This is a genomic window from Actinomadura litoris, from assembly GCF_009733595.1.
Classification (GTDB): Bacteria; Actinomycetota; Actinomycetes; order Streptosporangiales; family Streptosporangiaceae; genus Spirillospora; species Spirillospora litoris.
In genome coordinates, this window is record NZ_WOFH01000006.1 from 612053 (window position 1) to 632247 (window position 20195).

Annotated in this window: 20 protein-coding genes and 2 tRNA genes; 14 read left to right on the plus strand and 8 right to left on the minus strand. The window is 72.9% G+C overall.

The annotated features are described in order from the left end of the window. Window positions 1–273 precede the first annotated feature (273 nt). From rplU to GNZ18_RS20410, 5 genes are all read left to right on the plus strand, one after another. Window positions 274–588: a 50S ribosomal protein L21 gene (gene rplU / locus GNZ18_RS20390; RefSeq protein WP_214620644.1), complete on the plus strand. Its 315-nt coding sequence runs from the start codon at window positions 274–276 to the stop codon at window positions 586–588. A gap of 12 nt (window positions 589–600) precedes the next feature. Then, window positions 601–858 carry a 50S ribosomal protein L27 gene (gene rpmA / locus GNZ18_RS20395; RefSeq protein ID WP_156218035.1) on the plus strand — a complete coding sequence of 86 codons (258 nt, stop codon included), beginning with the start codon at window positions 601–603 and terminating at the stop codon, window positions 856–858. 107 nt (window positions 859–965) lie between these two features. Beyond that, window positions 966–2363: a GTPase ObgE gene (gene obgE, locus GNZ18_RS20400; RefSeq protein ID WP_312874639.1), complete on the plus strand. Its 1398-nt coding sequence runs from the start codon at window positions 966–968 to the stop codon at window positions 2361–2363. 20 nt (window positions 2364–2383) lie between these two features. Then, window positions 2384–3511, plus strand: a complete 1128-nt coding sequence (gene proB / locus GNZ18_RS20405; RefSeq protein WP_156218037.1) for a glutamate 5-kinase — start codon at window positions 2384–2386, stop codon at window positions 3509–3511. Continuing rightward, window positions 3504–4760: a glutamate-5-semialdehyde dehydrogenase gene (locus tag GNZ18_RS20410; RefSeq protein WP_156218038.1), complete on the plus strand. Its 1257-nt coding sequence runs from the start codon at window positions 3504–3506 to the stop codon at window positions 4758–4760. The genes proB and GNZ18_RS20410 overlap by 8 nt, the downstream gene beginning before the upstream one ends. A 180-nt stretch (window positions 4761–4940) precedes the next feature. Here the strand turns inward: GNZ18_RS20410 and GNZ18_RS20415 are convergent, their stop codons facing one another. Further along, window positions 4941–5978 (minus strand): M48 family metallopeptidase, encoded by a 1038-nt coding sequence (locus tag GNZ18_RS20415; protein ID WP_156218039.1) that lies wholly within the window; start codon window positions 5976–5978, stop codon window positions 4941–4943. A gap of 183 nt (window positions 5979–6161) precedes the next feature. Between GNZ18_RS20415 and GNZ18_RS20420 the strand changes: the two genes are divergently transcribed. From GNZ18_RS20420 to GNZ18_RS20440, 5 genes are all read left to right on the plus strand, one after another. Then, window positions 6162–7448 (plus strand): phenylacetate--CoA ligase family protein, encoded by a 1287-nt coding sequence (locus tag GNZ18_RS20420; protein ID WP_214620647.1) that lies wholly within the window; start codon window positions 6162–6164, stop codon window positions 7446–7448. Window positions 7449–7509: 61 nt separating this feature from the next. After that, a complete protein-coding gene (gene nadD, locus GNZ18_RS20425; protein ID WP_156218040.1) occupies window positions 7510–8112 on the plus strand; it encodes a nicotinate-nucleotide adenylyltransferase in 603 nt (200 codons plus the stop codon). Between the two features lie 168 nt (window positions 8113–8280). Continuing rightward, window positions 8281–8694 carry a ribosome silencing factor gene (gene rsfS / locus GNZ18_RS20430; RefSeq protein ID WP_214620649.1) on the plus strand — a complete coding sequence of 138 codons (414 nt, stop codon included), beginning with the start codon at window positions 8281–8283 and terminating at the stop codon, window positions 8692–8694. Further along, window positions 8687–9349: a histidine phosphatase family protein gene (locus GNZ18_RS20435; protein WP_173390804.1), complete on the plus strand. Its 663-nt coding sequence runs from the start codon at window positions 8687–8689 to the stop codon at window positions 9347–9349. The genes rsfS and GNZ18_RS20435 overlap by 8 nt, the downstream gene beginning before the upstream one ends. Before the next feature lie 79 nt (window positions 9350–9428). Then, window positions 9429–9501: transfer RNA gene (locus tag GNZ18_RS20440), tRNA-Ala, on the plus strand. 297 nt (window positions 9502–9798) lie between these two features. Here the strand turns inward: GNZ18_RS20440 and GNZ18_RS20445 are convergent. Beyond that, on the minus strand, window positions 9799–10371 hold the full coding sequence (locus GNZ18_RS20445; protein ID WP_173390834.1) for a peptidoglycan-binding domain-containing protein: 573 nt from the start codon (window positions 10369–10371) through the stop codon (window positions 9799–9801). A 282-nt stretch (window positions 10372–10653) separates the two neighbouring features. Here GNZ18_RS20445 and GNZ18_RS20450 point away from each other — a divergent pair, with 282 nt between their 5' ends. From GNZ18_RS20450 to GNZ18_RS20460, 3 genes are all read left to right on the plus strand, one after another. Then, window positions 10654–10845: a hypothetical protein gene (locus GNZ18_RS20450; protein ID WP_214620650.1), complete on the plus strand. Its 192-nt coding sequence runs from the start codon at window positions 10654–10656 to the stop codon at window positions 10843–10845. Between the two features lie 111 nt (window positions 10846–10956). Beyond that, entirely contained in the window at window positions 10957–11298 is a 342-nt protein-coding gene (locus GNZ18_RS20455) for a hypothetical protein (protein ID WP_156218044.1), read from the plus strand. A gap of 88 nt (window positions 11299–11386) precedes the next feature. Continuing rightward, window positions 11387–11459, plus strand: a tRNA-Ala gene (locus GNZ18_RS20460). A 44-nt stretch (window positions 11460–11503) separates the two neighbouring features. On the opposite strand, the gene GNZ18_RS20465 is transcribed toward GNZ18_RS20460, so the two are convergent. Genes GNZ18_RS20465 through GNZ18_RS20480 form a run of 4 tightly spaced genes read right to left on the minus strand, consistent with a single transcriptional unit; the run spans window position 11504 to window position 14110 of the window. Continuing rightward, entirely contained in the window at window positions 11504–12601 is a 1098-nt protein-coding gene (locus tag GNZ18_RS20465; protein ID WP_156218045.1) for a baeRF2 domain-containing protein, read from the minus strand. A gap of 60 nt (window positions 12602–12661) precedes the next feature. Beyond that, window positions 12662–13018 carry a VOC family protein gene (locus tag GNZ18_RS20470; protein ID WP_156218046.1) on the minus strand — a complete coding sequence of 119 codons (357 nt, stop codon included), beginning with the start codon at window positions 13016–13018 and terminating at the stop codon, window positions 12662–12664. Beyond that, window positions 13018–13275: a DUF7218 family protein gene (locus GNZ18_RS20475; protein ID WP_156218047.1), complete on the minus strand. Its 258-nt coding sequence runs from the start codon at window positions 13273–13275 to the stop codon at window positions 13018–13020. Before GNZ18_RS20475 ends, GNZ18_RS20470 begins: the two co-directional genes overlap by 1 nt. Window positions 13276–13285: 10 nt before the next feature. Further along, window positions 13286–14110, minus strand: a complete 825-nt coding sequence (locus tag GNZ18_RS20480; RefSeq protein ID WP_156218048.1) for an MBL fold metallo-hydrolase — start codon at window positions 14108–14110, stop codon at window positions 13286–13288. A 59-nt stretch (window positions 14111–14169) separates the two neighbouring features. Here GNZ18_RS20480 and GNZ18_RS20485 point away from each other — a divergent pair, with 59 nt between their 5' ends. Continuing rightward, entirely contained in the window at window positions 14170–17433 is a 3264-nt protein-coding gene (locus tag GNZ18_RS20485; RefSeq protein WP_156218049.1) for an AfsR/SARP family transcriptional regulator, read from the plus strand. Window positions 17434–17589: 156 nt separating this feature from the next. Here GNZ18_RS20485 and GNZ18_RS20490 read toward each other — a convergent pair whose 3' ends face one another. Continuing rightward, entirely contained in the window at window positions 17590–18408 is an 819-nt protein-coding gene (locus GNZ18_RS20490) for an ABC transporter permease (RefSeq protein ID WP_156218050.1), read from the minus strand. Then, window positions 18405–19382 carry an ATP-binding cassette domain-containing protein gene (locus tag GNZ18_RS20495; RefSeq protein WP_156218051.1) on the minus strand — a complete coding sequence of 326 codons (978 nt, stop codon included), beginning with the start codon at window positions 19380–19382 and terminating at the stop codon, window positions 18405–18407. Before GNZ18_RS20495 ends, GNZ18_RS20490 begins: the two co-directional genes overlap by 4 nt. Window positions 19383–20195 lie beyond the last annotated feature (813 nt).

A 20195-nucleotide genomic window follows, 5' to 3' on the forward strand; every position in this document is an offset into this window, starting at 1 on the left:
TGCTGCACAGATTTGCCCGCGTGCTAAGTCAGGGTACAATTTGATTCGGCGCGCCGTGGGCGCGCCAGTCGACCATGCACCGCGAGTCCCCCTCCGGGGCCCGTCCGGTGCGCACCCCGCCGATCCGGTGGGGACGAGCAGAGAGCGCCAGGGGTCTCCCCTGGTGTGCCGCCTCCGGCACCGGTGCCGGGGGTAGGCCCCCATCCGGGGGCTGGTGAGCCACGCGCGGGGCCGGTTCAGTCCGGAAGCGCGCGCAGACGAAGGGTTTCCGCGGTGTACGCGATTGTCCGCGCAGGCGGCAGGCAGGAGAGGGTCGCGGTCGACGACGTGCTGACCGTCGACAAGCTGGCCGGTGAGGTCGGCTCGACCGTCACGTTCCCGGCCGTGCTGGTCGTGGACGGCGACGACGTCGTCAGCGGCTCGGCCGACCTCGCGCGCTACGAGGTGACCGCCGAGATCCTCGGCGCCGTCAAGGGCCCGAAGATCAACATCATGCACTACCGGAACAAGACCGGGTACAAGCGGCGGATGGGTCACCGTCAGCCCTACACCGAGGTCAAGATCACCGGTATCAAGGCCGGGAAGTAAGGGAGCGGTCAGATGGCACACAAGAAGGGCGCGTCGTCCAGCCGTAACGGCCGCGACTCCAACGCCAAGCGCCTCGGTGTGAAGCGCTACGGCGGCCAGCTCGTCAACGCCGGCGAGATCATCGTCCGGCAGCGCGGCACCCACTTCCACCCCGGCCCCGGCGTCGGGCGCGGCGGCGACGACACGCTGTTCGCGCTGGTCGCGGGCGCCGTCGAGTTCCGCCGCTACCGCGGTCGCAACGCGGTCGCGATCGTGCCGTCGGCGGAGTAGTCCGCCTGCACGAGACGTTCACCGAAGGGGCGGGCCGGCGACGGTCCGCCCCTTCGCCTTTTTCGACTTCGCCTTTTTCGAGTCGCCCTGTACCGAGGAGAGTCACCGTGGCCGCTGGAGCGGGATCGGGCGCGCAGTTCGTCGACCGGGTGGTGCTGCACGCCGCCGCCGGAAACGGCGGGAACGGCTGCGCGTCGGTCCACCGGGAGAAGTTCAAGCCGCTCGGCGGCCCGGACGGCGCGAACGGCGGACGCGGCGGCGACGTGGTGCTGGTGGTCGACGCGAACGCCGCGAGCCTGCTGGAGTACCACCGGCGGCCGCACCGCAAGGCGGGCAACGGCAGGCCGGGGCAGGGCAGCCTGCGCACCGGCGCGGACGGCGCGGACGTCATCCTGCCCGTCCCCGACGGCACGGTCGTGAAGGCGGGCGAGGAGGTCCTCGCCGACCTGGTCGGCGAGGGCACCCGGTACGTGGTCGCGCAGGGCGGGCGCGGCGGGCTCGGGAACGCGGCGCTCGCGACCGCCAAGCGCAAGGCGCCCGGGTTCGCGCTGCTCGGCGAGCCCGGCGACGAGCGCGACGTGGTGCTGGAGCTGAAGAGCGTCGCGGACGTCGCGCTCGTCGGCTTCCCGAGCGCGGGCAAGTCCTCGCTGATCGCGGCGCTGTCGGCGGCCAAGCCGAAGATCGCCGACTACCCGTTCACGACGCTGGTGCCGAACCTCGGCGTGGTGGGCGCGGGCGACACGACGTTCACGGTCGCCGACGTCCCCGGGCTGATCGAGGGCGCGAGCGAGGGCCGGGGCCTCGGCCTTGAGTTCCTGCGGCACATCGAGCGGTCCTCGACGCTCGCGCACGTTTTGGACTGCGCCACGATGGAGCCGGGGCGCGACCCCGTCAGCGACTTCGAGGCGATCGAACGGGAGCTGCGGGCCTACGACCGGGTCCTCGGCGACCGCCCGCTGTCGGACCGGCCGCGCATCGTCGTGCTCAACAAGGTGGACGTGCCCGACGGCCGCGAGCTCGCCGAGATGGTCAGGCCCGAGTTCGAGGCGCGGGGCCTCGCGGTGTTCGAGGTGTCGGCGGCCTCGCACGAGGGGCTGCGGGAGCTGTCGTTCGCGATGGCGGCGATGGTCACCGAGTATCGTGCCGCGCTGCCCGCGGTCGAGCCCACCCGCACCGTGATCCGGCCCGAGCCGGTCGGCGGCGACACCGGCTTCGAGGTCAGGCCGATGGGCGAGAACACGTTCCTGATCACCGGGAACAAGCCCGTCCGGTGGCTGCGGCAGACCGACTTCGCCAACGAGGAGGCCGTCGGCTACCTCGCGGACCGGCTCGCGCGGCTCGGTGTGGAGGAGGCCCTGGAGAAGGCGGGCGCCTCCCGGGGCGCGACCGTGCTGATCGGGACGCCCGACGACTCGGTCGTCTTCGACTGGGAGCCCGAGGTCGTCGCGGGCGAGGCCGCGGCCGGCCCCCGCGGCACCGACCGCCGCCTCGACGGATACCGCTAGCCCCCGGAGGAGATGGCTCGATGAGCGAGCGCGAGGCGATCGCGAAGGCCCGGCGGATCGTGGTGAAGGCGGGGTCCTCCTCGCTCACCACCCCGGAGGGGACGATCGACGCCGCCCGCATCGACGCGCTGGTCGACGTCCTCGCGGCGCGGCGCGACGCGGGCACCGAGATCGTGTTCGTCTCCTCGGGGGCGATCGCGGCGGGGCTCGGGCCGCTCGGGCTCGTCCGCCGCCCGCCCGACCTCGCGACGCAGCAGGCGGCGGCTAGCGTCGGGCAGGGCCTGCTGTTCGCGCGCTACACCTCGGCGTTCACCCGGCACCGGATCACGGTCGGGCAGGTGCTGCTGACCGCCGACGACATGATGCGCCGCTCCCACCACCGCAACGCGCAGCGGACGCTCGCGCAGCTGCTCGCGCTCGGCGTGCTGCCGATCGTGAACGAGAACGACACCGTCGCCACCGACGAGATCCGGTTCGGCGACAACGACCGGCTCGCCGCGCTCGTCGCGCACCTGACCCGCGCGGACGCGCTGATCCTGCTCTCCGACGTCGACGCCCTCTACACCGGCGACCCGCGCCGGCCCGGGGCCCGGCGGATCGAGGACGTGCGGGGCCCGGCCGACCTCGCGGGCGTCGAGCTGGGCGGGTCCGGGCGGGTCGGCACCGGGGGCATGGTCACGAAGGTGGAGGCGGCGCGGATCGCGGGCGTCCCGGTCGTGCTGACGAACGCCGCGTCCGCCGCGCAGGCCCTCGCGGGCGACCCCGCCGGCACCCTCTTCCACCCGGCGGACGGGCGGCGCCGCTCCACCCGGCACCTCTGGCTCGCCCACGCCACCACCGGCGCCGGGCGGGTCATGCTGGACGCGGGCGCCGTCGAGGCGGTCGTGCGGCGCCGCAAGTCGCTGCTCCCGGCGGGCGTCACCGGCGTCGAGGGCGACTTCGCCGCCGGCGACCCGGTCGACCTGTGCGACCCGGCGGGCCGCGTCGTCGCGCGCGGGCTCGTGAACTACGACGCCGCCGAGGTCCCCGAGCTGATGGGCCGCTCCACCCGCTGGCTGGCCCGCGAGCTCGGGCCCGAGTACGAGCGCGAGATAATCCACCGCGACGACCTGGTCGTCCTGGCCGACGAAGGAGGACGTGATGAGTGAGCGCGAGGAGTTCCTGCGGGTGGCACGGCGCGCCGGGGACGCCGCGTCCGGGCTGGCCCCGCTGCCGCGCGCGGCCAAGGACGCGGCGCTGCACGCGGTCGCGGACGCGCTGGTCGAGAGCGCGCCCGAGATCGTCAAGGCGAACGAGGCCGACGTCGCGCGGGCGCGCGAGGCCGGGACGTCGGAGTACATGATCGACCGGCTGGGCCTGACCGTCGAGCGGATCGCGGCGATCGCCGAGGCCGCCCGCAAGGTCGCGGCGCTGCCCGATCCGGTGGGGGAGTCGGTGCGCGGCGGCGTCCTGCCGAACGGGCTGGAGCTGCGGCAGGTGCGGGTGCCGCTCGGCGTGGTCGGGATCATCTACGAGGGCCGCCCGAACGTGACCGTGGACGCGGCGGCGCTGTGCCTGAAGAGCGGCAACGCGGCCCTGCTGCGCGGCTCGTCGTCGGCGCACGAGTCCAACACGGCGCTGGTCGGCGTGATGCAGGCCGCGCTGGCGGGCACCGACGTCCCGGCGGACGCGGTGCAGCTCGTCCCCGGCACCTCCCGCGAGTCGGTGAAGCACCTGATGCGGGCGCGCGGGCTGGTGGACGTGCTGATCCCGCGCGGCGGCGCCTCCCTGATCAACTCGGTGGTCGAGGAGTCCACGGTGCCGGTGATCGAGACCGGCGTCGGGAACTGCGCGGTGTACGTGGACGCCTCCGCCGACGTCGCCATGGCCGTGGACATCCTGCTGAACGCCAAGACGCAGCGCCCGTCGGTGTGCAACGCGGCGGAGACCTTCCTGGTGCACGCCGACATCGCGGACGCGTTCGTCCCGCGCGCGCTTGAGGCGCTCCGGGAAGCGGGCGTCACCGTCCACGGCGACGAGCGGATCCGCTCCTACGGCGGCGACGTCGTCGAGGCCACCGAGGACGACTGGTACGCCGAGTACCTCTCCCTGGACATCTCCGGACGCGTCGTCGACTCCCTCGACGACGCCGTCGCCCACATCCGCACCTACGGCTCGGGCCACACCGAGGCGATCGTCACGACGTCGCAGCCCGCCGCGAAGCGGTTCGTCGCCCGGGTGGACTCGGCGGCCGTGATGGTGAACGCCTCGACGCGCTTCACCGACGGCGAGGAGTTCGGGTTCGGCGCGGAGATCGGCATCTCGACCCAGAAGCTGCACGCCCGCGGCCCGATGGGTCTGCCGGAACTGACCTCGACCAAGTACGTGGTGACCGGCGAGGGCCACCTCCGCGGCTGAGCCGACCGTGCCGTCGGCGAGTGCGGCATCGCTTCGCGATCGTCGCGGTGGGGCTCGCCTCCGGCGTCGCCCCAGGTCACGCACTCGCGCGACGGCCGAGGCTCACGGCAAAGGGGAGGGCCGCCGCGTCCGTGTCGCGGCGGCCCTGCTCGGGGACTCCGGGCTCGGTGGGACCGATGCTCAGTTGGAGCGGTCGGTGGGCCCGGGGTCGCGGCGGGTGAAGCGGTCGAACAGGCCGCCCGCGGCGCCCGCCGCCGCGTCCGCCATGTCGCGGACCCTGCCGACGAACGGGTCGGCGGTGCGCTCCCACGACTCGCGGTAGGACTTGGCCGCGTTGCGGACCTCCTCGGAGACCGAGGCGCCGTCGTCGTCCGCGCGGCGCGGGTAGTCGCCCGCCATGATCCGCTCGTACTCGCCCTCGCGCGCCCACCGGTCGATCTCGGCGAACCGGATCACCGCGTAGGGGTGCGACTGCGGCAGCAGGTTCAGGAACTTCAGCAGCCCGTCCCGGACGTCGCCGGCCGCGTCGTACTCGCGCGCCTGCTCCAGGAACGCCTCGCTGCTCATCTCGCCGAGGCGGGTGCCGCCGGCGAGCTTCATCATCGTCCGCTTGGCGGCGTCGAGGTCCTGCCCGGCCAGCAGCCCGGCCCGGTCGGAGGACAGCTCGGCCTTGCGGAACCACTCCCGCAGCCCGATGATGATCGCCGCGATGCCGATGTTCCCGAGCGGCAGCCAGGCCAGCCGGGACCCGAGCTGGAGCAGGATCTGCATCATCGTCTGGTACACCGCGTGCCCGGACAGGATGTGCCCGACCTCGTGCCCGATGACGAAGCGCAGCTCCTCCTCGTCCAGTAGATCGATCAGCCCGGTGTTCAGCACGATGAACGGGTGGTCGGAGCCGATCGCCATCGCGTTCGGCGTCGGGTCCTGCTTGACGTACAGGTCGGGGATCTCCTGGAGGTCCAGGATGTAGGCCGCGTCGCGCACCATGTCGTGGATGTTGCGGAACTGGTTCTCACCCACCCGGACCGTTCCGCCGAGGAACATCAGGCGCAGCGCCCGCTCGTTCACCAGCCCGGACAGCTTGCGCAGAACGACGTCGAACCCCGACAGGGAGCGCAGCGCCACCAGCGCCGACCGGTCCGCCGGGTGTTCGTAGGCCCGGGAGCTGATCCCGGGGAATCGGGTCCGGGCCCGGTCGGGCGCGTTCTCCGTCATGCGTGGTCTCCTGAGGCGTGTAGTGCCCCGCCTTCTGGCGGGCGGAAGGCGGCGCCGAGCCGTCGCGGGCTGGGACGAGCGGATGTGGACGACGCCAGGTCTGGCATGGTAGTTCCGACGAACCACCGTGCCGCAGGGTTCCCCAGCGCGGCATGACGTCCGGCTCCGGCCCCGGGAGGCCCGATGTTCGATCCGCAGGCCGAGGCGATGCCCGTCGACGAGCGCGCCGCGCTCCAGCGCGACCGGCTGCGGGGGCTGGTCGACCGGCTGCTCGCGACCGGGGGAGTGCAGGGCGCGCGGCTGAAGGAGGCCGGCGTCGGCGGCGGCTCCGACGTGGCGCCCGCCGACCTGCACCGGCTCCCGTTCACCACCAAGCGGGACCTCTGGGACCACTACCCGTTCGGGATGCTCGCCGTCCCGCGCGACCAGGTCGCCGCCGTGCACGGGTCCAGCGGGACGCGCGGCCGCCCCACCCTCGTCGCCTACACCAGGGCCGACCTCGACCTGTGGGCGGCGATGTGCGCGCGCTCGCTCTCGTGCGCGGGCGCCGCGCCGGGCAGCATCGTGCACAACGCCTACGGCTACGGGCTGTTCACCGGCGGCATCGGCGTCCACCAGGGCGCGGTGGCGCTCGGCGCGACCGTCGTGCCGATGTCGGGCGGGATGACCGCCCGGCAGGTCCGGATGCTCGCCGACCTGCGTCCCGACATCCTGACCTGCACGCCCGCCTACGCGCTGCGGCTCGGCGAGGCCGCCGCCGAGGCCGGGGTGGAGCTGGACGCGCTGCGGGCGGGCCTGTTCGGCGCCGAGCCGTGGTCGGAGGGCCTGCGCGGCGCCATCGAGCGCGTCCTGCCCATCAAGGCCATGGACATCTACGGCCTGTCGGAGATCATCGGCCCCGGCGTCGCCACCGAGTGCCTCGAACAGGACGGCCTGCACGTCAACGAGGACCACTTCATCGTCGAGGCCGTCGACCCCGCCTCCGGGGAGCCCGTCGCCGACGGCACGCCCGGCGAGCTGGTGTTCACGACCCCGACCAAGCAGGCGCTGCCCCTCCTGCGCTACCGGACGGGCGACATCGCCTCCCTCGACCGCCGCGCCTGCCCCTGCGGCCGCACGCTCGTCCGGATGAGCAAGGTCATCGGGCGCGCCGACGACATGATCGTCGTCCGGGGCGTCAACGTGTACCCGAGCGAGGTCGAGCGCGCCCTGCTCGCGACCGGGCTCGTCGCGCCGCACTACCAGCTCGTCGTGGACCGGCGCGGGCCCTCCGCCCGGCTCCTGGTCGCCTGCGAGGCGCTCACCGGCGACCCGCGCGCGGAACTCACCCGGGCCCTGCACGAGGCCCTCGGCTTCACCGCCGAGGTCTTCCCCCTGCCGGGCGGGACCGTCCCGCGGGTCGAGGTCGGCAAGGCCGTCCGCGTCGTCACCTGGGACGAGGGCGACCCGCCGCTCCCGGGCCTGGCCTGACGCGCGGGACCGCGGGGGGCGGACGTTCCGGGCATCGCACCCGCTGGTTATTCTCGTCGGCATGACGCAAAAGCGGCGGCTGGGGATCATGGGCGGCACCTTCGACCCGATCCACCACGGCCACCTCGTGGCCGCGAGCGAGGTGGCCCACTACTACTCGCTCGACGAGGTCGTGTTCGTGCCCACCGGCCTGTCGTCGCACAAGGAGACCAGCAAGGTCGCCGCCGCCGAGGACCGCTACCTCATGACCGTGATCGCCACCGCGTCCAACCCCCGCTTCTCCGTCAGCCGCATCGACATCGACCGGCCGGGCCCCACCTACACCGTCGACACCCTGCGCGACATGCGCGACCTCCAGGGCCCCGACGCCGAGCTGTTCTTCATCACCGGCGCGGACGCCCTGGAGAAGATGCTCACCTGGCACGACACCGCCGAACTCGTCGAACTCGCCCACTTCGTCGGCGTCACCCGCCCCGGCCACCGCCTCGCCGACCCCGGCCTGCCCAACGGGCGCGTCTCCCTCATGGAGGTCCCCGCCCTGTCGATCTCCTCCACCGAGTGCCGCGACCGCGTCGGCTCCGGCGAGCCGATCTGGTACCTCGTCCCGGACGGGATCGTCCAGTACATCAACAAGCGCGGCCTCTACCGCGCGACCGCCGCCTGACCGGGGGCGAGCGGCCCGTCCGGCCACATACCCTGGGGATGGAAAGGGCCACCGGGCGAACCCGGCCGAAGGTAAAGGGATGCCAATGGAAATGCACAGGCCGGCGGCACCCTCCCGTGAGAAGGTGGACCCCGAGATGACCCCTACAGGGAGGATCGCGAGCGCATCGTGACCGCATCGGACAGGGCGGCGACGCTGGTCCGCATCGCCGCCGAGGCGGCGGGCGACAAGCTGGCCGACGACATTCTTGCCTACGACGTGAGCGAGCAGCTCGTCATCACCGACGCGTTCCTGCTCTGCTCCGCCCCCAACGACCGGCAGGTCCGCGCCATCGTCGACGAGATCGAGAAGCGGCTGCGCGAGGAGGCGGGCGCCAAACCCGTCCGCCGCGAGGGGGAGCGCGAGGGCCGCTGGGTGCTGCTGGACTACGCCGACATCATCGTGCACATCCAGCATGAGGAAGACCGCCTGTTCTACGCCCTCGAACGGCTCTGGAAGGACTGCCCGCTCATCGGGCTCCCCGAGAGCGTCACCGCCCACCAGGCGCAGCGCGCCCGCGCCGTCGGGAGCGCGAGTGAGTGACGCCCGCCCCGTCCGCGAACCGGGCGCGCGGCGGCTCGTGCTCTGGCGGCACGGCCGGACGGCCTGGAACCTGGAGAACCGCTTCCAGGGCAAGACCGACATCCCGCTCGACGACACCGGCGTCCAGCAGGCCCACCGCGCCGCGCGGCTCCTCGCCGGGCTCCGGCCCACGCACCTGCTCGCCTCGCCCCTCCGCCGCGCCGCCGACACCGCCGAGGCGCTCGCCGCCGTCACCGGACTGCCCGTCCGCACCGACGGCGACCTCACCGAACGCGACGGCGGCGCCTGGGAAGGGCTCACCTCCCGGGAGATCCGCGAACGCTACCCCGAGGAGCACAAGGCCTGGCAGCCCCCCGGCGGGGAGACCAGCGCCCAGGTCGCCAAGCGCGTCGCCGCGGCCCTGGAACGCGCCGCCGACGACCTGCCGCCCACCGGCCTGCTCGTCGTCGCCTCCCACGGCGCCGCCCTCCGGCTCGGCATGTCGGCGCTCCTCGGCCTCCCCGAGGACGTCTGGAAGCACATCGGCGGCCTGTCCAACTGCTGCTGGTCCGTCCTCACCGAACTCCGCGACGGCGGCTGGCGGCTCGCCGAGCACAACGCCGGCACCCTCCCCGAACCCGTCCTCGGCGACGACCGCACCGACAACGGCTCCTGACCCCAAACGATTCGAGACCAGCCCCCACCGTCCTATACACTGACCACGCGCCACAGGATGAACGTCCACGTGGCCGCGCGGGGCTATGGCGCAGTTGGTAGCGCGCCTCCATGGCATGGAGGAGGTCTGGGGTTCGAATCCCCATAGCTCCACTCGGAGTGAGGAGTGGCGTGGTCGGAGCTGACGCTCCTTCCCCGCCACTCCTCGTCTTTTCCCCAGGGGGACGACCCCCTGGAACCCCCGAGTCGGGCCTTGGTGCTCGCCGAGCTTTGCTCGGCTTCGCCAAGGCCCGCAGTGTTTTCCCAGGGGGACGACCCCCTGGAACCCCCGATGTGGGGGGCTTCGCCCCCCACGCCCCCCGTCGCGCGCTGCGCGCGCTTTTGGGGCTCCGCCCCTTGCCCCCGCTTCGGGACTTCGTCCCTTGCGGTCTCTGGCTCGGGTTGTTGGTTTTAGTGGGTCGGGGTGTGCTTGGTCTCGGCGCCTTCGGCGAAGGCGGCTCGGAAGGTGCGGGGGCCGAAGACGCCGTCGGCGCTGATGCCCTTGCGCTTCTGGAAGGCGGTGACGGCCTTCACGGTGGCGGGGCCGTACAGGCCGTCGACCTTGAGGGTGGGGGCCTGCAGCTTCTGCATGGCGTACTGGATGCCCTTCACCTGGTTCTTGCGGGCGTCGTTCTGGCCGGTGTTGCCGACCCGGTCGCGGAGGGCGCCCCAGGTCTCGACGTCGATCCGGCCGGTGACCGGGAGGTCGTAGGCGGTCTGGTAGCGCTTGACCGGTTGGACCATGTCCTGCGTGAACACGTCGCCGTCGCAGTGGTTGTAGTAGCCGAACTGCGTCAGGAAGCAGCGGACGGACGTGACGCGGTAGTCGCGGTCGCCCGCCTCCAGCTCGACCCACTGCTGTGACTCGATGGCGCGGACGATCGCCGGGCTGGTGCCCGCGCCGTCTGCGTGGGCCGTGGCCGTGTAGGTCGTGGCGGTGAGCGCGAGGGCGGTGGCCGTCAGGCCCAGCGTCGTTCGTCGCATGGTCTTCATGTGGAACCCCCGAGTTCCGTTGGCTGATCCTGCTATGGGGTGAGATGCCAGGCGGTGGTTAATGGTTCTCGGGGACCCGCGGAATTGTCGGCCGGGGTGCGACGTATTGGGGGCGCTAAAGGTTGACGTGGTTTCTGGTTCTTTTGCTCGGGGTGGGGGCGGGCGGGTAAAGATCATTCCGGCGAACGGGACGAACGGCTCGAACAGTCGTGCCGGGATGGTTTCATGCGTGGTATGGGAAGACATCGCAGAGGTGTGACACGGGAGGTCACCGTGGCGGACCTCATCGAAGAGCTGCGCCGGTTCGACCCCGGGATGGAGGTGCGGCTCGCGATCCAGCCGAGGATGCCCCAGGAGCACGCGGTCGGCGCGGTGGCGGAGGCGGACGGCATGGTCTGGATCGGCGAGGCCGGGCAGCGGGGCTACGCGCCCGACGAGGTCGGCGAGCGGCTCGGCTGGGTGTGACGCAAAGGCTTCGCCATGGCGGCGGCTTCCTTTCGCCGTGTCGGGCTTCGCAATCTTGATCATGCGGAACAGCCACCGGAGTGGCGATGTGATCGAGATGAGGACGACCCTATGAAAATACGGATCACCGGCAGGCGGCTCGTTCCGGCGGCGCTCGCCGCCGCCTCCGTCCTGGCCCTGGCGGCGCCCGCGAACGCGGCGCCGCCCGACCCGCTCGTCCAGGGCGAGGAGAGCCGGGAGGACTGCCTGCGGGCGCTGAAGGTGCTGACGATCCTGCGGCTGCTCCCGGACGACAAGCCGGAGCTCGCCGACGCGCTGTGCGCCGACAAGAAGTCGAAGGGCTCCGACCAGGAGACCCGCGGTTCCGCGCGGGACGAGCAGCTCTTCAACGTCCCGGACCTGCCCAAAAGCCTCACGGTCCGCATCCCGGACCTCGCCCGCCAGCAGCGCTGACCCGTGCCCGGGCCGCGGGGGCATGCCCTCCGCGGCCCGAGCCGCTCCCAACGTGCACTAAGCTCGTCTTCGGCCGGTTCGCCGGCGCGGGGCTATGGCGCAGTTGGTAGCGCGCCTCCATGGCATGGAGGAGGTCTGGGGTTCGAATCCCCATAGCTCCACTCGTCGGAGTGGTGTGGTCGTCCGCACCGCTCTTTTCGTTTCTCTAGGCGGTGAAGCGCAGGACGGCGCCGACGTGCAGGCCCGGGTTGCCTTCCGCGGGCAGGACCACCAGGTTCCCGTCCGTCGCCGCCACCGCCCGGACGAGCGCGGCGTCCGCGCGGTCCTCGCGGGGGGCGTCCACGCCGAACTCCTCGCGCAGTTCCTCGGGCGACGCGGCGACCTGGGCGGGGTCGGGGCCGACCCACAGGCGGGCGGGCGAGTCGGGGTCGTCGTCCAGGAGAAGCGTCTCGACCTGGCCGTTGCGGACGGCCTCGACCGTGGCGGGGAGCCCGGCGACGGCGCGCTGGCCGTTGGCGAGCTCCCGGTCGAAGCGCTCGGCGACGGCCATGACGCGCTCGGTGCTCTTCAGCCGCAGGACGCGGTCCAGCTCCGCGCCGAGGTCGGGGTCGTTCATGTCGATGTTGCGGTCGGACTCGACGGTGTGCGCCAGCACGGTGTCGGAGACCTCCTCCAGCACGGCGGTCCGGGCGCGGGTGTCACCGGCGATCACGATGGCCTCGGCGCCGCAGCGCTCGGCGGCGCGGTCGATCTCGTGCGCGACCTTCTTGGCGTTGGCCTTCCAGACGTTCTCCGAGGAGCGCTGGAAGCGGGACTGGTTCCAGTCGCCCGCCTTGGTCTTGCGGATCGGATAGTCCTCGTCCCCGCGCACGTCGATGTGGCGGTGGTCGCCGGCGGCGGTCACGCAGTCGATGGCGCCGCCCCGGCGGTCCACGACGGCGACCAGGTGCGAGAACCGCTCGCCGCGCTCGGCGAGGTAGGGCAGGACGTGGGGGAGCGGGGCGACGCGGGCCTGGGGGACGCGGGGCGCGGTGGGGAGCCGCTCGGTGTGCAGCACCTCGCCGTCCGCCGCGAAGAGCACCAGGCCCTCGGACTTGCGGAGGTCCATCTCCTCGCCGACGGCCTGTTCGACCGCGCGGAGGGTCCCCTGCGGGGCGTGCTGGGCCTCCAGGTCCGCGCGCAGCGCCCGCCACCGCAGCTCGGCGGCCTTGGACGCGTCCTCGGTGGTCCGGGTGAGATCGGCGTACACCGACGCGTAGGGGCCCGGACGTTGGTACAGCGTTTTGAGGAATGCCAGATCCATGGAGGCGCCCTACCCGCCCCGGCTGAGGCAAACGTAGACAACGGGGCGGGTGGGGCTCACTCAGGCGCCCCCGTCCGGGGCGCGGATCAGGCAGAACTCGTTGTCCTCGGGGTCGGTGAGGACCGTGGTCAGCCAGCCTTCGTCGTCGAACGGCCCGCGGACCACCCGGGCGCCGAGCGCCGTGACGCGGGCCAGCTCGGCGTCCATGTCGGTGATCCGCAGGTCCGGGTGCATCCGGTTCTTGGCGGCCTTGTGCTCGGGGACGCGCTGCAGGAGCAGCGTGGGCCGCTTTCCGTCCCGGTCCGTGAGGCGCACGTAGGGCGGGTCGTAGCGGCCGCGCTCGTAGCCGAGCGCGGCCGCCCAGAACTCCGCCAGCGCCTCGGGGTGGAGGCAGTCCAGGACGAGGACCAGCTCCATCAGTGGTTGCGCAGCGCGTCGATCAGTTCCGACTTGTTCATGGACGAGCGGCCCTCGACACCGATCTCGCGGGCGCGCTTCATGAGGTCGTCCTTCGTCCAGTCGTCGTAGGCCGGGCTCTTGCCACCCCTGCGTCCGACCTTCTTCTTCCCCTCGCCCGCCGCCGCGTTGGCGATCCGCGCGGCCTTCTCCTTGCTCTCGCCCTGCTCCCGGAGCCGCTGGTACATCTTCTCGTTCTTGATCTGTGCTCTAGGCATACAAGAACCCCTACCCGTCGTGCGTCGCCCACACATCGGGGACGGGGACGAACGGCTCGGGCAGATGGGGCGCGGCGAGGACGCCGCCGCGCTCGCGGACGCGTTCCAGGAGCGCCGTCCGGGTGACGGCGGCCTTCACGGCGTCGTCGTCGTAGATGTAGGTGACCGAGGGGTCCGCGAGCTGGACGGGGTGCAGGACGAGGTCTCCCGCTACGAGCAGGTCCATGTCTCCGACGATGACCGACTGGTGGCCCGGCGTGTGGCCAGGGGTCAGTGTGGTCGCCGTGTCCGGCGCGAGTGTTCGATCGCCCCGCACCCGGTCGATGAGGGGGGTCAGCGGGCGCACGACGTCTTCCAGGACGGCTCCTCCGGTGCTCTCCAACCAGTCCAGTTCGTCGGCCTGGACGAGGTGCCGCGCGTTGGGGAACACCGGCTCGCCGTCCACGACCGCGCCGCTCGCGTGGTCGCTGTGCAGGTGGGTGAGGACGACGACGTCGATGTCCCCGGGGGCGAGGCCGATTCCGGCCATCGCCGTCAGCAGCCCGCCCGGCACCGGCGCCCAGGACGCGGCGGGCGAGTCCTCCGCGCCGATCCCGGTGTCGACCAGGATCGTCGGCCCCTGCGGCGGGCGCAGCACGAAGCAGTGGAAACGCAGGACCCACTCGCCCCGCGGGCCGAACGCCTCGGGGACCTCGCGGCGGAGCCGGTCCCAATGCGGGTCGGATCCCGGGAACGTCTCGGGCAGGGGACGGCGCAGGGATTCGCCCATGGGCCCGACCGCGTCGCACAGCGCGACGACCTCGATCCCTGACACGATCACGGATTGCTGGTGCATGTCCTCACGATCCCAGGCGAGGGCGTCATCGGGGACAATGGCATCCGGAGAGGGGAAACGTGCGCATCTGCATCCTGGGCCCGCTCGAAGTGCGGGACGAGGCGGGCCGCCCCGTCGAGGTCGGCGGCCCCCGGCTGCGCGCGCTCCTGGTCAGGCTGGCGGCCGAGGGCGGCCGCCCCGTGTCGGCCGGGCGGCTGCTGGACGACCTGTGGGACGACCCGCCCGGCGGCAACGCGCTCCAGGCCCTCGTCTCGCGGCTGCGCGCGGTCGCGGGCCGCGACCTGGTCGGGCACGGCCCCGGCGGCTACCGGCTCGCCGTCGACCCGGGCGAGGTGGACGCGTTCGCGTTCGAGCGGGCCGTCGCCTCCGCCCGCGCGGAACCGGACCCCGGCCGCCGCGCCGCCGCGCTGCGCCGCGCCCTGGACCTGTGGCGCGGGCCCGCGCTGGCCGATGTCGCGGGCGCCGACTACGCGCTCGCCGCGGTCGCGCGGCTCGGGGAGCTGCGGCTCGCCGCCGTCGAGGATCTCGCGGACGCCGAGCTGGCCGCCGGGCGGCAGGCGCCGTCCGCCGCCGAGCTCGAACCGCTCGCCGCCGCGCATCCCCTGCGGGAACGCCTCCGCGGCCACTACATGCGCGCCCTCTACCTGGCCGGCCGCCAGGCCGACGCCCTGGAGGTCTACGAGGAGACCCGCCGGGCGCTCGCCGACCGGCTCGGCGTCGACCCCTCCGACGAGCTGGCCTCCGTCCACCTGGCCATCCTGCGCCGCGACGACGACCTCGGCTGCGGCCGGCCCGCCGAACCCCCGCCCCGCGCCGGGGCGCCCGCCGCCGAGGCCGCGCCCGCACGTCCGCCGCGCACCGCGCGCACCAACCTGCCCGCACAGCTGACCAGCTTCGTCGGGCGCGAGGAGGAGTCCCGGCGGGTCGGCAAGCTGCTGCGCGAGAGCCGCCTGGTCACCCTCACCGGCCCCGGCGGGGCGGGCAAGACGCGGCTCGCCGCGGAGAGCGCCGCCGCGTTCCTCGACGAGATGCCCGACGGCGTCTGGTTCGTGCCGCTCGCCCCCGTCAGCGCGCCCGGCGACGTGGTCCACGCCGTGCTGGCGGCGCTGGACGTCCCCGAGACCGTGCGGCCCGCCGAGCGCACCGCCGTGCGCCCGCTGGACCGGCTGGCCGACTACCTCGCCGCCAAACAGATGATCATCGTGCTGGACAACTGCGAGCACCTCGTGGAGGCCGCCGCCGGGCTCGTCGACCGCGTCCTCGGGCTGGCCGCCGGGGTCCGCGTCCTCGCCACCAGCCGCGAGCCGCTCGGCATCACCGGCGAGTCGCTGTGCCCCGTGCCCTCGCTGCCGCTGCCGCGCGAGGACGAGACCGACCCCGGCGAGGCGCTGAGCCATGGATCGGTCCGGCTGTTCGCCGACCGCGCCGCCGCCGTCCGCCCCGGCTTCGCCGTGGACGCCGAGACCGTGGCCGACGTCGTCGCGATCTGCCGCGCCCTCGACGGCATCCCGCTCGCGATCGAACTCGCCGCCGCTCGGCTGCGCTCCCTCACCCCCGGCCAGGTCGCCGCGCGGCTCGGCGACCGGTTCCGGCTGCTCGGCGCGGGCACCCGCGCGGCGCTGCCCCGGCACCGCACGCTGCGCGCCGTCGTCGACTGGAGCTGGGAGCTCCTGGACGACGTCGAGCGCGCCGTCCTGCGCAGGTTGTCGGTGTTCGCCGGCGGCGCGACACCGGCCGCCGCCGTCCGCGTCTGCGGGCTCCCCGCGCCGGACGCGCCCGACCCCGGCGACGTCATCGACGTGATCGCCGCGCTGGTCGACAAGTCCCTCGTCATGGCCGAGGGCGACCCCGAGGTCCGCTACCGGCTGCTGGAGACCGTCCGCGTCTACGCCGGGGAGCGGCTGGAGCAGGCGGGGGAGGCGGGCCGCGTCCGCGACGAGCACACGGCCTACTTCGTCTGGCTGGCCGAGCACGCCGAACCGGAGATGCGCGGCCCCGACCAGCTCCTGTGGGCCGACCGGCTCGGCGCCGAGCGCGGCAACTTCGCCGCCGCCTTCCGGCACATCGGCGACACCTCCGACACCGAGAGCGCGCTGCGGCTCGTCGCGGCGCTGGCCTGGTACTGGCTCATCCGCGACCAGGAGGTCGAGGCCAGCGGCTTCGCGCGGATGGCCCGCCGGCTGGCGGGCGAGACCCCGCCGCCCGGCCTGAGCGAGCAGTACGCGATCTGCGTCGTCTCCGCCGACCTCGTCGCCGAGATGATGTCCGAGCGCGGCCCGACCGCCGAGTCGCTGCGCGCGTCGTTCGCCCACGCGCTGTCGTTCGTCCCCGAGGTGCCCCGCCACCCCGCGCTCGTCCTCGTCCGCGCGGGCAGCCACCTGTTCGCGGGCGACCTCGGCGCCACCCGGCTCGCCTTGGAGGCCGTCTCCGAACACGACGACCCGTGGGTCCGCGCCGCCGTCCGCGTCCTGCTCGGCCACATCGCGATGAACAACGGGCGGGTCGAGGACGCCGCGCAGATCACCGCCGCCGGGCACGCGATGTTCGAGGAGATCGGCGACCGCTTCGGGCTCATCCTCGGCCTCGGCGGGCTCGCCCAGGTCGCCTTCGCCCGCGGCGACGCCGCCGAGGCCGTCCGCCTCGGCGAGGAGGCGTACGGGTACGCGACCATGGGCGTCAGCCCCGACCAGGGCTCGGCGATGCTCATCGAGCTGGCGCGCGCCCGAGCGCACCTCGGCGACCTCGCGCAGGCGCGCCGGGACAGCGAGCAGGCGGCCTCCAGCGCGGAGCGCATCGGCGAGTTCAACGACGCCGCGTCCGCCCTGCTGCTGCTGTCCGAGCTGTGCCTGCGGGAGGGCGACCTGGCCGGCGCCCGCGCGCACGCCGAACGCGCCCACGCCTGGACGGAGCCGCGCCGCCACCGCCCCGACTTCACCCAGGTCTGCCGCCGCACCTACAGCCGCCTCGGCGTCCTCGCCGAACTGGACGGCGACCTGCCCGCCGCAGGCCGCTGGCACGCCCGCGCCTTCGACGGCATCGAGGACGACACCTTCGCCGGCAACCCGCTCATCGCCCTGCTCGTCGACGGCCTCGCGGCCTACCTCACCGCCCGGGACGAGCACGCCCGCGCCGCCGAGCTCCTCGGGACCGCCCACCACCTGCGCGGCTTCCGCGACCGGTCCTCCTACGACGGAGCCCGGACGGCCGCCGCCGCGGCCCTCGCCCTGGGCGAGGACGACTTCGCCGCGGCCTACGAGCGGGGCCGCGCCGTCACCCGCGGCCAGGTCATCGCGGCCGTGCCGGCGCTGACCGCCGACGCCTGACCCCGGCCCCGCGCGCGCGCCGAGGCGCGCGATGCCGACCCGCAGCCCCTCGGCCTCGGGTCGGCATCGCGCCTCTCGTCCTGTCCCGCTCACCGCACGAGCCCCGGGCTCACGCGGTCCGCGGACGGATGCCCCGCGCCCCCGCGAACGCTCGGCTCACGCCTTGCGCGCATACATCCGCATCGCCAGCGGGAACGTCACCACGACGATCCCGGCCGCCCACGCCAGCGTGTACCAGGCGTGGTTCCCGATCGGACCGCCGACCGTGAGCGCCCGCACCGCGTCCGCGAGGTGCGTGACGGGGTTGATGTCCGTCCACTTCTGCAACCAGCCCGGCATCGTGGAGGTGTCCGACACCAGCACGCTGCTGCCGAACGTCAGCGGCATCACCCACAGGAACGCCAGCCCCTGGACGGTCTGCGGCGACGGCGCCATCAGCCCCACCAGCACCGAGATCCAGCTCACCGCGAGGTAGAACACGTACGCGAGGGCGAACGCCGCCAGCACCGACAGCGGGTCGGTGTGGAACCGGAAGCCCAGCAACGTGCCGAAGCTCATCAGCATCGTCATCACGATGACGAACCGGACCGTGTCGCCCAGCACCGTCCCGATCAACGGCGCCGACCGCGCGATCGGCAGGCTCCGGAACCGGTCGAACACGCCCTTGTGGATGTCCTCGTTCAGCGCCGTCCCGAGCCCCATCGTCGCGAACATCGTCATCTGCGCCACCAGGCCCGGCAGCAACTGCTGGAGGTAGGCGTGGGTGCTCCCCGCCACGGCCCCACCGAACACATAGAGGAACAGCAGCAGGAACACGATCGGCATCAGCGTCGTGTCCAGCAACTTCTCAGGCGAGTGCTTCAACTGCGAGATGTTGCGCCACGCCAGCGTCAGCCCGTGCCGCAGCGTCCGGCGCGCGCTGACGCGCGCGGGCGGCTCCTCGATCGGACGCACTCCTGCGATCGTCGCGGTCATGCCACGCTCCCCTCGGTCACCAGTTCGTTCTGCCGCTCCTCGGCCGGGTGCCCGGTCAGTGTGAGGAACACCTCGTCCAGGCTCGGCATCCGCACCGCCAGCTCCGCCGCGACGATCGACGCCTCGTCCATCCGCCGGACCAGCGCCGACACGACTCCGGGATCCGCGATGCCGACCGTCACCAGGCCCGTCGTCTCCTGCACGTCCGGGCGCTCCCCGGTCACCTCGCCGACGATGGTGGTGAGCTGCGCCACCCGGTACCGCTCCTTCGCGCGGACGCTGAGCGTCAGCCGCCCGACCTGCGACTTCAGATCGTCGGACGTCCCCTCCGCGATCACCCGGCCGTGGTCGAACACCACGATCTGGTCGGCGAGCGCGTCGGCCTCCTCCAGGTACTGCGTCGTGAGCAGGACCGTCCCGCCCTCCGCCGCGACCTCCCGGACCGTGTCCCACACCTCGTTGCGCGCCCGCGGGTCCAGCCCCGTCGTCGGCTCGTCCAGGTAGATGATCTCCGGGTGGTTGATCAGGCTCGCCGCGAGGTCGAGCCGCCGGCGCATCCCGCCGGAGTAGGTCTTCACCGCGCGCGACCCGGCGTCGGTGAGCCGGAACCGGTCCAGCAGCTGCCGCGCCCGCGCCTTCGCCTCCGCCCGGCCGAAGTCGAGCAGCCGGGCGATCATCACGAGGTTCTCCGCGCCGGTCAGCTCCTCGTCCACCGACGCGTACTGCCCGGTGAGCCCGATCAGGGCCCGCACCCGCCCCGCGTCCTTGCCGACGTCGTAGCCGCAGACCTCGGCGCGCCCGCCGTCCGGCTTGAGCAGCGTCGCCAGGATCCGCACGGCGGTGGTCTTCCCCGCGCCGTTCGGCCCCAGCACCCCGAGCACCGTTCCCCGCCTGACCGCGAGGTCCACGCCGTCCAGGGCCTGTGTGGTCCCGAACCGCTTTCGCAGGCCCTCGGCCTGGATCACGTGGTTCATATCGTCCCTTCGACGTCCTTCGTTCGTGCCGGACACCACGGTGGGGGACGCCGCTGACACGGACCGCACATCCGGCCGCGCCCGCTGACGCCGCACTGACGGAGACCTGACAGCGGACCGCTGAAGACCCCGTGACCAGGGGGTTTCCGGAGGTCGACGAAGACCTGGACGGGCTGATTTGACGGACCGTCCGGGGCTGCCTAATGTTCTTCCTGCCCCAAGGGGATGCGGGACGCCGGGAAGGCGGACGGCCCCAGGGGATCACCGGAGAAAAACGGTTCGAAGCTCGCTTCGGGCCGAGGTACTCTGGAGTGGACAGCCCGGACGGGATGCAGGACGCCGCAAGGTGGTCGGCCCTGGGACTCCTCGAAGATCACTCACAGCCGATTCTCGTCGGTTGCGATGACACGCGGGGACGGGCGGCGAACCCAAGATCGACTCCACGGAGTGGGTTGACAGGCTCGAAGATTCCGGTAAGTTAGAAGGGTTGCCCCGGAGCGGGGCTCGCGGAAGCGGGTTCGGCGCGGTGGGTGTCCGTTTCTTGAGAACTCAACAGCGTGTTAAAAGCCAGTGCCTTTATCGGCCCGGCCGTGATCGGTCGGGTCGCCCCGTGGCCCTGTGCGTCCTTCTTCGGGAGGGTGGTTGGGGTCGGGGATTTCTTTGAGGCAATATGCCGATCCTTTTGGGGGTTGGTGTTTGCTGGGATTTTCTTCTGAGGTTTGGCTGCTCGGGGTTCGCCCCCTGGGTGGTCGTGTGGCCTTGATGGAGAGTTTGATCCTGGCTCAGGACGAACGCTGGCGGCGTGCTTAACAC

Coding starts and splice junctions, on each gene's coding strand:
- rpmA (WP_156218035.1), top strand. CDS start 601: ATGGCACACAAGAAGGGCGCGTCGTCCAGCCGTAACGGCCGCGACTCC.
- proB (WP_156218037.1), top strand. CDS start 2,384: ATGAGCGAGCGCGAGGCGATCGCGAAGGCCCGGCGGATCGTGGTGAAG.
- GNZ18_RS20410 (WP_156218038.1), top strand. CDS start 3,504: ATGAGTGAGCGCGAGGAGTTCCTGCGGGTGGCACGGCGCGCCGGGGAC.
- GNZ18_RS20415 (WP_156218039.1), bottom strand. CDS start 5,978: ATGACGGAGAACGCGCCCGACCGGGCCCGGACCCGATTCCCCGGGATC.
- GNZ18_RS20420 (WP_214620647.1), top strand. CDS start 6,162: ATGTTCGATCCGCAGGCCGAGGCGATGCCCGTCGACGAGCGCGCCGCG.
- nadD (WP_156218040.1), top strand. CDS start 7,510: ATGACGCAAAAGCGGCGGCTGGGGATCATGGGCGGCACCTTCGACCCG.
- GNZ18_RS20445 (WP_173390834.1), bottom strand. CDS start 10,371: ATGCGACGAACGACGCTGGGCCTGACGGCCACCGCCCTCGCGCTCACC.
- GNZ18_RS20455 (WP_156218044.1), top strand. CDS start 10,957: ATGAAAATACGGATCACCGGCAGGCGGCTCGTTCCGGCGGCGCTCGCC.
- GNZ18_RS20465 (WP_156218045.1), bottom strand. CDS start 12,601: ATGGATCTGGCATTCCTCAAAACGCTGTACCAACGTCCGGGCCCCTAC.
- GNZ18_RS20470 (WP_156218046.1), bottom strand. CDS start 13,018: ATGGAGCTGGTCCTCGTCCTGGACTGCCTCCACCCCGAGGCGCTGGCG.
- GNZ18_RS20475 (WP_156218047.1), bottom strand. CDS start 13,275: ATGCCTAGAGCACAGATCAAGAACGAGAAGATGTACCAGCGGCTCCGG.
- GNZ18_RS20480 (WP_156218048.1), bottom strand. CDS start 14,110: ATGCACCAGCAATCCGTGATCGTGTCAGGGATCGAGGTCGTCGCGCTG.
- GNZ18_RS20490 (WP_156218050.1), bottom strand. CDS start 18,408: ATGACCGCGACGATCGCAGGAGTGCGTCCGATCGAGGAGCCGCCCGCG.
- GNZ18_RS20495 (WP_156218051.1), bottom strand. CDS start 19,382: ATGAACCACGTGATCCAGGCCGAGGGCCTGCGAAAGCGGTTCGGGACC.